Source organism: Butyrivibrio sp. FC2001 (assembly GCF_000424125.1).
GTDB lineage: Bacteria > Bacillota > Clostridia > Lachnospirales > Lachnospiraceae > Butyrivibrio.
Genome location: NZ_KE384132.1, coordinates 48595 through 63258, shown reverse-complemented (window position 1 = coordinate 63258; position 14664 = coordinate 48595). Strand labels below are relative to the sequence as shown.

11 protein-coding genes and 1 tRNA gene are annotated in these 14664 nt (G+C 39.5%); 2 read left to right on the top strand and 10 right to left on the bottom strand.

Features of this window, described 5'->3' with window-relative positions; all coding sequences use genetic code 11:
- Positions 1 to 4: 4 nt before the first annotated feature.
- The 8 genes from G601_RS25175 to G601_RS0114010 form a co-directional block, all read right to left on the bottom strand.
- Complete coding sequence (locus tag G601_RS25175; protein ID WP_051205858.1) at positions 5 to 691, bottom strand: acyltransferase; 687 nt, start codon at positions 689 to 691, stop codon at positions 5 to 7.
- A 27-nt stretch (positions 692 to 718) separates the two neighbouring features.
- Entirely contained in the window at positions 719 to 1642 is a 924-nt protein-coding gene (locus G601_RS0114040; RefSeq protein ID WP_081673534.1) for a beta-1,6-N-acetylglucosaminyltransferase, read from the bottom strand.
- Between the two features lie 28 nt (positions 1643 to 1670).
- A complete protein-coding gene (locus G601_RS0114035; RefSeq protein WP_026665739.1) occupies positions 1671 to 2900 on the bottom strand; it encodes a hypothetical protein in 1230 nt (409 codons plus the stop codon).
- 34 nt (positions 2901 to 2934) lie between these two features.
- Positions 2935 to 3957 (bottom strand): polysaccharide pyruvyl transferase family protein, encoded by a 1023-nt coding sequence (locus tag G601_RS0114030; RefSeq protein ID WP_026665738.1) that lies wholly within the window; start codon positions 3955 to 3957, stop codon positions 2935 to 2937.
- 5 nt (positions 3958 to 3962) lie between these two features.
- On the bottom strand, positions 3963 to 5057 hold the full coding sequence (locus G601_RS25170; RefSeq protein WP_026665737.1) for a glycosyltransferase family 2 protein: 1095 nt from the start codon (positions 5055 to 5057) through the stop codon (positions 3963 to 3965).
- 176 nt (positions 5058 to 5233) lie between these two features.
- On the bottom strand, positions 5234 to 6520 hold the full coding sequence (locus G601_RS0114020; protein ID WP_155834553.1) for a hypothetical protein: 1287 nt from the start codon (positions 6518 to 6520) through the stop codon (positions 5234 to 5236).
- The gene (locus G601_RS0114015) at positions 6477 to 7325 is read right to left on the bottom strand and encodes a hypothetical protein (protein WP_026665735.1); all 849 of its coding nucleotides are present in this window, start codon (positions 7323 to 7325) and stop codon (positions 6477 to 6479) included. Before G601_RS0114015 ends, G601_RS0114020 begins: the two co-directional genes overlap by 44 nt.
- 412 nt (positions 7326 to 7737) lie before the next feature.
- Positions 7738 to 7811 (bottom strand) — tRNA-Met (locus G601_RS0114010).
- A 236-nt stretch (positions 7812 to 8047) separates the two neighbouring features.
- On the opposite strand from G601_RS0114010, the gene G601_RS0114005 reads away from it, so the two are divergent.
- Positions 8048 to 9181 carry a GGDEF domain-containing protein gene (locus G601_RS0114005; protein WP_026665734.1) on the top strand — a complete coding sequence of 378 codons (1134 nt, stop codon included), beginning with the start codon at positions 8048 to 8050 and terminating at the stop codon, positions 9179 to 9181.
- A gap of 5 nt (positions 9182 to 9186) precedes the next feature.
- Positions 9187 to 10224: a M42 family metallopeptidase gene (locus G601_RS0114000; RefSeq protein ID WP_026665733.1), complete on the top strand. Its 1038-nt coding sequence runs from the start codon at positions 9187 to 9189 to the stop codon at positions 10222 to 10224.
- 43 nt (positions 10225 to 10267) lie between these two features.
- Here the strand turns inward: G601_RS0114000 and G601_RS0113995 are convergent, their stop codons facing one another.
- A complete protein-coding gene (locus G601_RS0113995; RefSeq protein WP_026665732.1) occupies positions 10268 to 12649 on the bottom strand; it encodes a leucine-rich repeat protein in 2382 nt (793 codons plus the stop codon).
- Positions 12650 to 12859: 210 nt separating this feature from the next.
- Positions 12860 to 14629, bottom strand: coding sequence for an arginine--tRNA ligase (gene argS / locus G601_RS0113990; protein ID WP_026493660.1), 1770 nt, complete (start codon positions 14627 to 14629; stop codon positions 12860 to 12862).
- Between the last annotated feature and the right edge of the window lie 35 nt (positions 14630 to 14664).

Below are 14664 nucleotides of genomic sequence, written 5' to 3'. Positions count from 1 at the left end.
CATATTATTTCTTAAAGTCTCCTCTATACCAGGAAATATTTTCTTTAACTACTTTTGCAGGTGTACCTACTAAAATAGCATTCAGACTTTTTTCTTTTCTTGTAACAACACTTCCCATTCCTACAATGCAGCCATCAGGCACAACTGCCCCTTTTAAAACTCTGCTTTCTGCACCTATCCAGACGTTATCCCCAATCTCAATGGGCTTGTTTTCGTTAATAACGTTATTTTGGGAATCATATATAGGATGTCCATCTGTATCCATAACCAGCACATTCCATCCCCACATATTATCTTTTCCTATACTAATGTTTTTTCTGCACCTTATAGAACAATATCCATTGGTATAAATACCGCTTCCTATAGAGATAATTGCATTATCCGCCACACGTATAGATATCCCCTGCGACAGATCTGCCTTACCTTTAAAAACAATGCAGCCATTTCCTTCAATAACTACACTTGACGCTTTTCCTCCAAGCAAGCCTGTAGCAATTCTGTCAAAGCCTATCTGTAACATACCAGGATATATCTCATCTGTTTCAAAACGAATACACCCTTTCTTTACTCCAGACCACTTAACATGCCATGAAGAATAAATGGGCATCTTTCTAGCAATATCTTTAGTAAAAATCTTATTATTTATCCGATAAGAAACGATCTTATTTAGGACACGATCTACGATATTCATACTCATCAGCTTCCCGAATAATTACTTTTATTTCACCTCTGCATCCAAAAGGTCTAGCAGACCTCCGGACACCTCACTCCTTACTTTTCTGCAAAACAAATCCGGTAATCCTTTAAGTTTCTCGTAATCAGCACTTGTAAGAACTGATACTTCTCTTGGAAACTCAAAATACGTAAGGTTTCTCCAGTTGACAAGCCATCTCTGCTCAGGCTCATCATACTTTACGCAATGTGTTTTAAATATGGAATTATGCACCACTGTGTGGAAGTACTCCTCATCAGGGAACTGCATAATCTTCATTTTTCTATTGAACTTAAGATGCGTTCTCTCGAATTTATCAAGATACATCGCGCAATCTCTTGTTATTGCCCACTGCGCACAACCGTAATGGATCTTATAATCACGGTCTTTTTCTTTTATCGTTCCGTTAAAACCAATCGTAGTAAGGCTGAGTAAAGATGAAACAACTGTAATCAGAAGTTTATTAGGATTCTTGATAGATGCTTTACCATAGGGATTATCCTTCATATAGTAAAGCTTATATTTTCTGGAAAATTCCCAGTCCTTAGTTCCCCCAATCGGACAACCTCTAAGGAATTCTCTTCCCCTGTTAGCTTCAAAGAACTCCTTAATGTATTTGTTACTTTTGATCGGATAGTCCAGATTCTGCATCATGACAAAATAGTCATAATGTCTGTTACTTGCAAGCGCACATCTAAGCAGCTCAAAGCTTGCATGTATCGCATTATATCCGCCCCAGTACACCTTATGTCTGTTCGGTGTAAAGAAGACCCTGTCTATACCGCTCAAATGCTTTTGAAACGGCTCTATATCCTGTTTTGCATCGACATGTACATACATATCAAAATCCGGATCAGCGCACAATCTCCTTGCACATCTAGCCACCAGTGCAGGATCCGTATGGCACAAATTCAAAAATGCAATTCGCATAAAACAATTCCCTACTTTTTCTTACCAATTAACAACCAAACAGCTTTTGCTGTATTTTCCTCTTTATACGCTGAGGAATGCTAAAATCACTAATATGGTCAATGTCTGCGTTATAAAACCAACGCAAATCCTTATTAACTGAGTCAAGAGTATAATTTTTATGAAGCGCCTCCTGTATCGGGTTGTATCTTGACCTGGAATTCTGACGCATCTTGTCACGATACATATGCATTCTTCTCAAGAGCTTACCAAAATCATCATATTCGAATCCAAACTCTCTGGGATCAAAGCCCTCCGCATAAATAGCAAGAATTGTTCTCCAGCATTTCTCGCAATCACAACAATTTGAACCGCCCTTTGACTCCCAGCAGACGCGAAGTGACAATTTATTCCCACTTCTCTTGGCAAATTGAGTAATGTTATGTACCTTATTCTGTCGTGAAAACTCATAGCCGTCATGAATTACATCTGCCCCGCAAAAACGTATGTGATTATCAATTGTAGGATCTGAAGCGCATTTATATTTGCCCTTATCTGCAGCTGTAAAGCTGGATGCAAAATAAATATGCTTTTTCCCAAGAGCAAACATTACCGGTGCTGCATGAGAAATGATTCCCAGTCCATGCTGAAATCCATGCCACCAGTTATCTCCACTACTAAGCACTTTCTGACTCATTTTCCACTCATCCAAAAAGGTTCTGAAGGAAGATTTTACTATTATATGATCCAGTCCAAATTCCCGGCCTGTTTCCTCGATATGACTCTCAACCTTCTTCCAGCCATCCACATCATCAAGCTTTACATCAGCTCCCCATAAAGTAATAAGTGCAGGCTTTTCATCCAAATGGCATGTCAATGTATTAAATGCATCAACTCCACCAGAGAAAAACGAAATAGCTCCATCCTGATCTTCTATTTCGTTTGAAACAATATCTCCCACTTCCAGATTGCCTTTAAAATCAATCATTGGAAACATGTCCTGATATCCTTTTTTGAATTCAGGTATACTGTCATAAAAATCTTTATCCAAGGAAGGAACAATTATTTTTGCGTCACAAACCCATGCTATAGGGAGAACATTCGCAAGAAATGGGATTATTGCAACACTCTCAGGAACTTTAGAAATATCCACATTGTATTCAAGAAAGAATTGCTCATCCTTATGAAATACTTCCTCCCAATCACCTTCAACAGAATAATTACAAATTATTTTATTTTCACCAATGATAGGTTTATCAATTTTTAAAACGTTTTTCATATAATTCCCCCAGTAATCTCATCGTCCCAAATCATCAAATAAAAGCATCAATAAGCGGCTTGTACTTATCAGAAAGATTAAGGCTCTCCTTCTGTCCTTCAATATTGTAAAAGGCATCTATAAGTGAAATTGCCTCATCCACTGATCCAACAAGCTGAATGTGTTTAAGGTTTTTGATCCACTCATAGCATCCGCTTACCTTATGATGATTATTACCAAATACGATACAAGGTGTACCGGTAAGCGAACAGAATACCATAGCATGAAGTCTGTCCGTAATAATAAGCTTATATCCTGAAATTCTCTTTAGCTTTTTACGAATGAGTTCTAACCTGTTCTCAATTGTAATAGATACATCATCAACCATATCGAACAAGTCGTATTCATATCCTTTTTTATCAAGGTATTCATACAGAACCTTCATGGAATCATCATCCAATGCTCGCTCAACATCATTCCTCATACAAAGACCAATATTATTTCTATGGTCACTGTCATAATCCTTAAAAAGATTCCCAAAAGAAAGGACAATATCAGGGGTGAGTACTATGTCACATTTATCAAAAGCCTTTTTCATGCTTTCATATGTAATCTGATCTCTTGCAACCATCGTCAGCTTTTTATGCCCATTATATACTCTGCGTGCTCTCTCAAGATTTTCTTCAGATTGGAACATCATAGTCTGTGGAAACATTATTATTCGATTGTCAGGGAAACGTTCGATAACTCCCTCTCTAAAGAGTTCTTCATCATACCAGAGATCCCCAAGATTTCCACCACCATGCAGACAGATAATATCCTTCTTCTGAATGAGCTTGTCCCACATCTCATAGTCATATCCATAATCATCCATAAAGACGTCAGAAATCCTGCAATCTCCCTTAAATGTATCCAGGATAAATTTACGCTCAGCTTCAGCAATTGCGCTGTCCCCAATATTTCCGTGTCTGGGTTCCCCAATTATAAAAATATGATTTTTATGAAATGAAAAATATTTCTTATATAAATACGCTTTGTGTCTCATGTCATGATACAAAGACTTTACATCAAAACTCAAATTCCTTACCTCTTAAACTCATATCCCACAACATGCAGCATCTCTGTTGCCAAGAACAGAAGCCCGAACCATCCCATCTTAAGGAATATGAAAGGAATTCTCTTTACTATGGTTCCCTTTCCTATCTTGAAATTCTTGATGAGTTTTCTTACTCTCTTGTCATCCACAAAGCTTCTGAAAGCATTGTAGCGCTCTTTTCTTGAGTGCTTCTCATCCTTTTCAGAGAGTCTGAAAGCAACCTCCACCGCAGACATAACGATCGTTCCTGCAAAGGTGCTTGTAACGTCTACTCCTGATCTCTCCTTGATCCTGTTTACAAGTCGCTCTCTGGCATCATTAAGCTTTTTCTTGCCTTCGAGCTTTGAAAGAGGCTCTCTCTCGTATCTATAAATCGCTGAAGTAGAGCGTGTCACAAGGTAGTAATAGCACTTCTGCTGCACATAAACCTTATTGCAGCAGCTGAGATACTCTGAAATAAAGCAGGTATCTTCTCCAACCTTGAGTGTTGTATCAAACAAAAGAGTATTCTTCGTAATCACACTCTTTTTGCATAAAATTCGCCATAAGGCAGGATTCTCAACATAGAGGGCGTCAGGCTTACCTGCCAGCCAGTTGTTGATATCCTTGTTGGAAAGGCCGATAAATGCAGGCATGACTTCCTTAATAATGGACTTGCCTTCATAGACCTTCTTAGCAAATCTGGGATAGTTGGTCTCATATACCTTACCATCCTCAAATCTGTGGTATCCGTATATAACAGCATCAGCAGATTCTCTCTCAGCTATTTCAACAAGCTCTCTGCAAGTCTCCTTCTCCTGGAAATCATCTCCATCGAAAAAGAAGATGTATTCACCTGAAGCTGCTGCTATTCCATCATTTCTGGCAGCAGAAACTCCTGCGTTCTCCTTGTGAATAGGTCTGATATTATCATGCATTGATGCATACTCATCAATTACATCCCCGGTTTTATCAGTAGATCCATCGTCAACAACAATAATCTCCAACTGATTTTGATCAATATCCTGCGCTAATACGCTATCAAGGCACTTCCCAATGTAGCCTTCAATATTATATGCAGGAATAATCACGCTTACTTTCATACCTTATTCCCCTTTTTTATCCCCTAAACATAATCTTTCAAATTTTATCATTTTTTTAGAAATTATTGTATTGGCAGATGTCTTAAAAAATATTGTAAACTAATGATATTTTTGTAGTAATTGCGGAAACACCCAAATCGATTATGCAACATACAAAATCCATTTGGGCGTTTCTGCTATTTGTTCATTTTTCTCTTAATTTCATCAGTTAATAAATCTGGCCTATCCTTAAAGAAATTGGCATTAATTTTTCTGTTTTTTACCGGAACCTCCACACCATACTCAAACATTTCTATATTATATCCAATAGGGAGCCCATTCTGATACTCCATAAAAAGATCAATTTTATTTTTATATGACTCCATTATGATGTCTGCCTTAGCCCGATTTATTGCGTGCTCAATATAAAAATCCCTAACCTCTTCCGGCTCTGGTAGAAGCTCAATTTTTATCAGGCTTCTGTCATTTACAACCTTTAACCTGTCTGTTTCTCTTTTCATTATTCCAGAATCTTCTACCCTTAGAATTGTAGGTCTGTTCAGGACATTATACGCATCAAAAAACATAGAATTACCATTATCATAAATTGGTGCTAATGAAATAAATTCCAAGGTTTCGCTATCCCTGATAATGCCAAAGTTATTCCAATGTCTATCTGAATTGGATATAGCAAAATCAGTTAATATCATGTAATCGATAAAGTTGCATACATATTCTCTTTTCAACCCAAATTCAGTACAAGTTCTGATAAAATGTTCAAGCTCCAGCTCGCCGTTATATTCATTCTTATTACGGAATCCACCTGACACTTCAAAAGCGGAAACAAACTCATGACCAGCATCAGTAAAATATCTACATCTGCACAGTTTGTTCAGCTCATCGCCCTCATTCAACAATTCATATCTGACAAACTCTTTAAATCCCTGCTTTTCATGGACCAATGACGCAAACAGCTCATTAACATTTAAAAGCCCACCCGGATATTTGGGATCACTATATTTATCCAAATACCATACGCCATCAATTTTTACAGAATGCTTCTCAAGATGTCCTCCCAACGCAGCATCTTTACTGTTTGAATAATGGACTCTACCTTGACCATCATGGAAATCTATTGTTTCATCGCCATTATCAAAAAGATTCACTTCCTCCCATGTAAGGTCTAGTTCTGCGGGTGAAATCCAGTAAGTATCGTTAAGACTAAGTCCCAGGTTTTTCATAAGTAATTCCTGCGGACTCTCGCAGTCATACTCTTTGAGAATATCCACAAGACGTTCTCTCCCCTCAGGAATAGCTCTGTCCTTCCACCATGAGTATAGGTGTTTTTTCTCAGTTGAACCCAGATAAGGCATTCTTGCAGGATTGATTATTTCATAATTTTCTATATCACCTTCCAAAGAAAGCTGCAGTACAGCAACATCATGATTTTTTTGTTTCAGTATGAACATTCTGTTTTCGCTCACGATATCTTGATACCTCTTCTTTAAATTTCAATTCATGTAGAAACTTCTCAACATAAAAGCCCATTCTGGATATTTCCAGTGAGTCTTTCCTCTCTTCATTTATAAAGTATGGCTCATATTCTATAGTGTATTTTCTTTTCTTGTAGTAGAAATTCAACAAATATGTCATATCCGCTTCTTCATACGAATACTTTATTCCTGTTTTCGTCTGAGCCTTAAAAGAATGATATTGTTTATCACTACCCTGCTTCATCTCATCACTGAACATCCGGTCGACCGCTTCATCAACAATACATGAAGCAGATTGAATATATTCCGCTATCCTTTGATGGTAGTTCTCATTGACATAGAGCATCGGAATCTCGTATTTTTTCTTCTTGCCATAATAAGTGATAATATATTTCCCCTGAGAATCATCATAATTTATTTGGAAAAGAGTCTTATGCCTGACACTCAAGCCTATGACATCATCAAGAATTTTTCCGTTTTCTGATCTGTTCCAAGGCTCAGCGGGAATATTTTGCAAAAGCTTAAGATCCTCATCAATACCTTTAAGTGCAGTCTCTAACTCAGCTCTTTTATCAAAAGCGTATTGGCATAATAAAAGCTTCTCCTTAGACAAATATACAGATGTCATCCTGTAATACCTGTCCTTAAACTGTAGATAATAGGTCTCTTTTCCTCTGATATTCTTTTTATTTATATATCCCGGAAGACTGTATTTTATAACGCTTTCTTCAAGCATTTGCTTATTTGCCAAAAGCTCTTCTTTTCTCTTCGCAAGAGTCATTATAAGGTCGCTCATAAAACAACCTCCTTTAAGATATTTATATAGATATTGTAGGTTGTTTATTGTAGTAAGTCAATTTCTCTGTCATGAGCAAGAAAGAATTTCGCTTGCGAAATTCTCGCGCCGAGCGCGGTTGCAGAATGCAACATATTCCATTCGCGCGAGTGCGCATCCACGCGGAGCGTTTTAATATCATAGGAAAGCAATTTCCTATGATATTAAAAAATAAGCAGCATACACGAGGTATACTGCTAATTTCGTAGCGAGAGGGGGATTCGATCTACGCTCCGCTTTGGTCGGCGCAAAACCGAGGTCCCCCGGACCTCGTACGCCCTCTCCACCGCTCCCCGCGGTGTCTCGCATTCAAATCCTATTCATGATACAAAAAAAAGAACAACATACATACTGTATGTTGTTCTTTTTGTAATAGCGAGAGGGGGATTCGAACCCTCGACACCGCGGGTATGAACCGCGTGCTCTAGCCAACTGAGCTATCTCGCCATATTCAGTTTTCGTCGATGTCTCTCGCCGACCGACTAGTGTAGTATATCGCTCCCCAAAGATAATGTCAACAACTTTTTTAAAAAATTTTATATTCTTTATTTTATCGTTTTTTTATACTTTAAATTTTCATTTTATAGTTCATCGATTGACTTTGCTTTTTATCTACAATACCATTAATCTATAGGTTTTTGTCGATTTTAGCGCTCATACTACATGAGGTGAAATATACTGACATGATTAATTTACCTGCAATTTACGCTTCAAATGTAATTGGCTTTTTAATCATGATTGTCCTTCTGCTAAGTCGTGGATGGCGCATTCAGACCAAGAATTCTGAAAGCCAAAGTCTTCTAATGATGATAACCGCTGTAATTGCTGCCTGCATCACAGACCCGATCGTCTTCTATTTTGATGGTAGGCCCGGCGTATTACCGCGTTATATCATCCTGCTCGGCAATACTGTCCTCTTTTCCATGAATGCGATTTTAGGACCTTCCTACATTACCCTTATTGTTAATCACATCAACGAACACCAATCCAAAAAGCAAAAATATTTTCTTTCTGCCCTGATTTTCTTTCAGCTCTTCATCTTATCTATAAACCTGTTTACTCCGATTGTTTTTGGTATTGATGAAAGCAACAGATACTACAGACTACCTCTCTACTGGATGTATATTATCGCAGAAGGTATGTTCCTTCTATACGGTCAGTATGTTTATTATGCAGCCAAGCATAGAGGAAGATTCTTAAGCTTTTTCCCTACCTGGCAATTCCTGATTCCCATCATAGTCGGCATGCTCGGTCAGAGTTTCTTTTATGGTATCTCCCTTATCTGGCCCTGCGTCGGTGTGTCCGTCTGCTGTATTGCCCTCAGCCTTCAGAATGAAAATATCTATCTGGATAAGCTGACCGGAGCTTTCAACAGATTCTACCTAAACGAGATCATGGAATCAGCAAAAAAACATGGCGAACAGCTTTCTGCCATCATGCTTGATATGAACGGTTTCAAGGCCATCAACGATACTTATTCCCACACAGAAGGCGATAACGCTCTGATAGCCATGACAGATATCCTTAATCAGGTAGTTGCTACAAATGGTGTTGTTATCCGCTTTGCAGGTGATGAATTTATCATAATCCTGGATAAAACTGCCCATCACTCCGTCCAGGATTACATAAGCTATATACACGAAGCAATCGATAAATATAACGATAGCTCTGACAAGCCCTATAAGCTCTCCGCTTCAATGGGTGGTAATACATTTAGTTTAAGCAATAATTTAGACTTTGATTTAGTCAATGAAATTGATAAACTAATGTATGCTGATAAAGCAATATATTACCAGAATAATAACAGGAGAAAGTAATAATTATGGGCTACGAACTTAATGAAAAACGTTTCCTCGAAGAACTCGAGAACGAGCTGGCTATCGATTCCGTTACAGGCCAGTATCACGAGCTTCAGGACTATCTTATAAAGGAGATTGAAGGCCTTGGATTCAAGACCACTACCCTTCACAAGGGCGGCATCCTTGCCGAAATCGGCGGCGAAGGCAATCCCCTTCTTATCACCGCGCACGGCGACACAATCGGTCTCATGGTTCGTCACATCAACGATGACGGCACCATAAAAGTCTGCAAGGTTGGCGGTCTTTACGCATATCACACAGAACGCGAGAACGTCCGCATTCACACCCGTTCCGGCAAGGTCATCACAGGTTGTGTTCAGAGAAAAAATGCCTCCGTTCATGTAACAGAGGATGAGCTTAACACTGAGGTCGCTGATTTTAATAAGAACTCATTTGTTGTACTGGATGAGGATGTAAAGAGCGCTGATGATGTAAGAAAGCTTGGCATCGACATCGGTGATTATGTAGCAATTGAGCCCCGCTTCACTTATGCTAACGGCTATATAAAGTCTCACTTCATCGATGACAAAGCACTTGTAGCTGTTCTTATGGAGCTTCTTCATGATGTAAAAGATGGAAAGGTAAAGCTTTCCCGTAAAGTATACATCTACATCTCCTTCTATGAGGAGATAGGCCACGGCGGATCACTTATTCCTGAGGACGTTAAGGATTTCCTCGCAATCGATATCGCCTGCATTGGCCCCGAGCAGACAAGCTCAGAGCGTAAGGTATCTGTCTTCTGTCAGGACAGCCGTTTCCCTTACAATATCGATATGACAAGGGAGCTTGAAGAAGCAGGCAGAATATCCGGAGCTGACTACGTTCCCGATATCTTCACTCCTCACTACGGCACCGATGCAGATCCCGCGCTTGTTGCAGGCTTTGATATCAGACACGGCGCTATCGGCCCCGGCACAAGAGCAAGCCACGGCTATGAGAGAACTCACATCGATGGCATTAAGAATACATATAAGCTCCTTGCTGAGTACGTGACAATGTAATACAAAAATTGGGAAGCCCACAAAATGGACTTCCCTTTTCATTTTAATCAGTGATTTTCTGTGAATCTCCATTAATTCCTCTGGACTTAAGGAGCTTTTTATATGATTTAAGCTTATTCTCAGGTACGATTACCTTGGCTTCCTTATGTATCTTCTTGAAAGCCTTCTTACCGACTCTATCCTTTTTCAGATATGTTGTCTCAATCTTTACCTTCTTAAGCTTTTTACACTTGTAGAATGCCTTCTCACCTATCTTCTCAATATTCTCACCGATTGTAACCTTCTTGAGCTTTTTATTGCCTTCGAACGCATTAGCAGCAATCTCTGTAACTCTGTACTCGTTACCATCAACAGTAATTGTTGATGGAATGGTTACACTGCTTACTGTTTCTGATCTTGCCTTCTCAAATCTGACAGTTAAATCTGTGTCATCATCTGAGGTAACAACGTATGTGTCGCCAAGGCCTGTCAGAACCTCGCCCACATTATGGCGTACAGCGCTATTAACCATTACAACCTGGTTCTTTTCGTCTTTCTTATTGTTTGAAGATTTATCATCGGATTTAGTTTTGTCCTTGTACTTATCTTCAAGCTTGTCAATTAAATCCTTATCTTCCTTGTCTTTGTCATCGTCATTTCGCTTTTCGTCGATCTTATCTTTGACTTTATCCTCTTTATCTGCCTGTTCCTGAGTTACGATGCGGAAGGAATTTGTAACCTTCTCAGTATAATTTGAACTAAGCGGTGAAACTACTGCTGTTGCAATACCGGGTTCAACGTTATTCTTATACTCAACTTCGTATTCATCTTTATTGAGTTCCTTACCCTTTACAGTTACTGTTACTTCGGGAGTCTTGGCAGTTCCATCATAGATATATCTCTCCTCACTCAGCTTAACCATTGAAGGAAGAAGAACTATCGGTAGAGTCTGAAAATCGTTGGCAATCTCCTCTGTCTGCTCACTACCATCTACATTTTTCACACTGATAACAGCAACTGCAGTGTATTTTCCTACCTCGGTAACTTCTGATTCATCAATTTCATTTCCGTCTCGGTCTCTGTAAATAACATCACTTACAGTAATCTCATCAGGAAGGTCCTTTGAAGTATTTACCTTTACAGAAGGCTTTTCACCATATTCTTTTCCGGTAGCAACAATTGTTACTTTATACTTTTCACCACAATCTTTGCATTTGATAGTAGCATTATCATCGCCTGCAGCGATATACTCTATTTCCCATGTATGATCATGCTTACCACTATTAAGATCAAAGTATTTCGGAGCACTTGCATAGTCAGTTTCTGTAGCTTCTCCAATCTTCTCACTTACAAGATAGGGAAATTGCAAATTCTCATATCCGCTGGGAATTGTGAATGTTCCTTCAACATAATTATATTTTTTGTTGCCACTTCCCTGCTGTGTAGTGCTGGTGACATCAACAGGTATATAAGCGAAATCAGATGTGTTTCTTACTGTCATTCCCGCTTCATATCTATCCTTAAGAAGAACTACCGAAAAAGATAAATTCTCATTATAGGATGTCTGCGGATACTTAAAACTGATCCTTGCAATATTACCATTAGTCTCACACTTTACATTTTCCATAGTACCTAAGGCAGGATCAATAAGAGTAAGCTTATATGTATTACTGCTTACAAGTGAAGAAAACAGAATTGATGAGCGTTCTACATTAAAAGCGGGACTCACACCTGAAGCTCTTGTAGTGTACTCAGTTTCAATATCTCCATCGTAATCTATAACATAAAGCTTCTTCTTTACTTTATCCGTTAGCTCTGAATCCTCATCAAGGCGAAGCCACCATTTTTCAAGGCTGTTGCCCTTCAAAGTTCTCTTTTTTCTATTGCTTTCAATAAGTAATTCCGTAGTGCTGTTTCTATATCCATAAGTTGTATTTGTTGCTTCTGCAGGATCAAGCGCAAAAATCTTGCTTCCCCTCAACTGTTCAAAAGCCCCCGTATCACCAACTCCATCCGTCTGAGATCTGGCATCCTTCTTACTTAATGCTATAGAAAGTCTTTCTGCATCAGTAAAAACTCCATCATGGTCCAAAAAGCCCTGATCATTCAAGTCTTCAAGGAGTCCTGTCTTACTTCCGGGCTTTAACATATAAAGCACATTATCACAATCAAGGAGCATTGTCTCCTTACTGCCATAATCACTTGAATCCACATCAAGTACTCTGTACTTCACGCTCTCGTCATCATATTTACCATAATACACATAGTTCCACTGACCGCTTCCCTTAACAGGATTAGCAATAGAACCTGTTCCAAGACCTGTTATTGTCTTTGAACTACCTGCAGCACTGACAGTCATAGAACCACCAAAAGCAGGTACCAGTGAAACAGACATGGCAAGAGCCATTGTTAACGACAACACCCTCTTAGGCATCGCAATCTTCATACATTATTCCTCCCAAATTTATTACTCTATAATAATACTGACTAACAGTCATAATTAAACATGCCGTATTAGTATATAACAAAACAAAGCCGCCAAGAATACAAAATATGAAATAACCCATTCATATTTCGTACTTGACGACTTTGAATTTCCATGAACCCTAGATTTCAGTAGGGCTTAATTTTTATAAATAATCCCGGAGTTTCCAGATTACATTCTGTCAGGTGCTGAGAATCCAAGTAAATCAATTCCTGTTTCCAACACTTTAAGTGTCACATTGAGGAGTGCGATATATCCGCTCTTCTTCTCCTCGTCAGCCTCTGTAAGGATCTTTGTTGAGTGATAGAAGCTGTTGAGTGCGTTTGAAAGCTCGTAGATATATGCACAGATTCTGTTGGGCATAAGGTCTCTTGCTGCACTCTCAACTGCATCTGCAAAGCGTGTGATAAGAAGCATAAGGTTCTTTTCATCTGCAGACTCAGCGTTTCTAAGAAGTGCTTCCTTTACATTTCCACCCTCTTTTTCATATTTGGAGAGGATAGACTTAATACGAACCATTGTGTAAAGTATGTACGGACCTGTGTCTCCCTCGAAGGATGTGAATTTATCTATATCGAAAATGTAATCCTTTGAAGGCTGGTTTGAAAGGTCTCCGTACTTGATAGCTGCAAGAGCAACCTTGTGGGCTGTATCCTTTGCCTCAGTATCATCGATATCCTGATTGCCTTCCTTGATACGGCTGTACATCTGCTCATCGATCTCAGCGATAAGCTTCTCAAGACGCATAACACCGCCCTCTCTTGTCTTGAAGGGCTTGCCGTCCTTGCCGTTCATGGTACCAAAGCCTACGAAATGAAGCTCTGTCTCAGGAAGAACAAGCTTTGTCTTTCTAGCGCAGCGGAATACCTGTGTGAAGTAAAGCTCCTGGCGCTTATCAACTACGTAGATAAGTCCCTCAGGCTTGAACTCTTCCATTCTCTGCTGGATTGTAGCAAGGTCAGTTGTATTGTAAAGAGAAGCTCCGTCTGACTTAAGGATCATGCAGGGCGGAATTTCCTTTGTATCAGTTTCCTCAGCAACGTCAACAACAAGGGCCCCCTGGCTCTCGTGTGCGTAGCCGTGCTGCTTCATGTAATCAACCATTCCGGGGATTACTTCGTGCACGTCAGACTCACCTCTCCAAAGGTCGAAGTCAACGTTCAGGTTCTTATAGTTTTTCTTAAGGTCATTTACAGACACGTTAAGGATGTGATGCCAAAGTGCACGGTATCCCTTATCGCCATCCTGAAGAAGCTTTGTTGCTTCCATAGCCTCAGCCTTGAAAGCCTCGTCCTCTTTTGACTTTGCACTTGCTGCAGGATAGATTTCCTCGAGCTCACTGATTGTGAAAGGAGCTTCCTTGGGATACTGTCCCTTGTGGTCTTTATCAAAATAAGGAAGATCAGGCTGGCGCTTTTTAAGCTCAGTAATTATGAGACCCATCTGAAGTCCCCAGTCACCGAGATGAATGTCGCCTGTTACCTTGTAGCCTGCATACTTAAGGATTCTCTTTAAGCTCTCTCCGATAACTGCTGAACGAAGGTGTCCAACGTGAAGGGGCTTAGCAACGTTCGGTCCGCCGTAATCGATCATGAAATTAGGCGCATGAAGAGGTGTCTTCACGCCGAAGTGATGCTCGTGAAGCATTTTTACGATGTAGCTTCTTACGAAATCTTCACTCACCTTAAGGTTAAGGAATCCGGGCTTAACGGATTCTACTGATGAAAAGATCTCACTTCCCTGAAGCTTTTCAGCAACAGCATCAGCAATCATGAAAGGTGCCTTGCCATACTTCTTGGCTCCTGCCATAGCTCCATTGCACTGATATTCACAGAGGTCAGGGCGGTTAGAAAGAGTAACCTTTCCAAGCTCTGCATCAAAACCGGCTGCCTCAAAAGCAGCAGATACTTCTTTTGAAATTAACTCTAAGATTTTTTCCAAAGTAATCTTCCTTCCTATTTATATGTAAATTATTT

What these genes read in the sequence shown, in the direction of transcription:
- G601_RS25175 (WP_051205858.1), bottom strand. Translation starts at nt 691, where the DNA reads ATGAATATCGTAGATCGTGTCCTAAATAAGATCGTTTCTTATCGGATA.
- G601_RS0114040 (WP_081673534.1), bottom strand. Translation starts at nt 1,642, where the DNA reads ATGCGAATTGCATTTTTGAATTTGTGCCATACGGATCCTGCACTGGTG.
- G601_RS0114035 (WP_026665739.1), bottom strand. Translation starts at nt 2,900, where the DNA reads ATGAAAAACGTTTTAAAAATTGATAAACCTATCATTGGTGAAAATAAA.
- G601_RS25170 (WP_026665737.1), bottom strand. Translation starts at nt 5,057, where the DNA reads ATGAAAGTAAGCGTGATTATTCCTGCATATAATATTGAAGGCTACATT.
- G601_RS0114015 (WP_026665735.1), bottom strand. Translation starts at nt 7,325, where the DNA reads ATGAGCGACCTTATAATGACTCTTGCGAAGAGAAAAGAAGAGCTTTTG.
- G601_RS0114005 (WP_026665734.1), top strand. Translation starts at nt 8,048, where the DNA reads ATGATTAATTTACCTGCAATTTACGCTTCAAATGTAATTGGCTTTTTA.
- G601_RS0114000 (WP_026665733.1), top strand. Translation starts at nt 9,187, where the DNA reads ATGGGCTACGAACTTAATGAAAAACGTTTCCTCGAAGAACTCGAGAAC.
- G601_RS0113995 (WP_026665732.1), bottom strand. Translation starts at nt 12,649, where the DNA reads ATGAAGATTGCGATGCCTAAGAGGGTGTTGTCGTTAACAATGGCTCTT.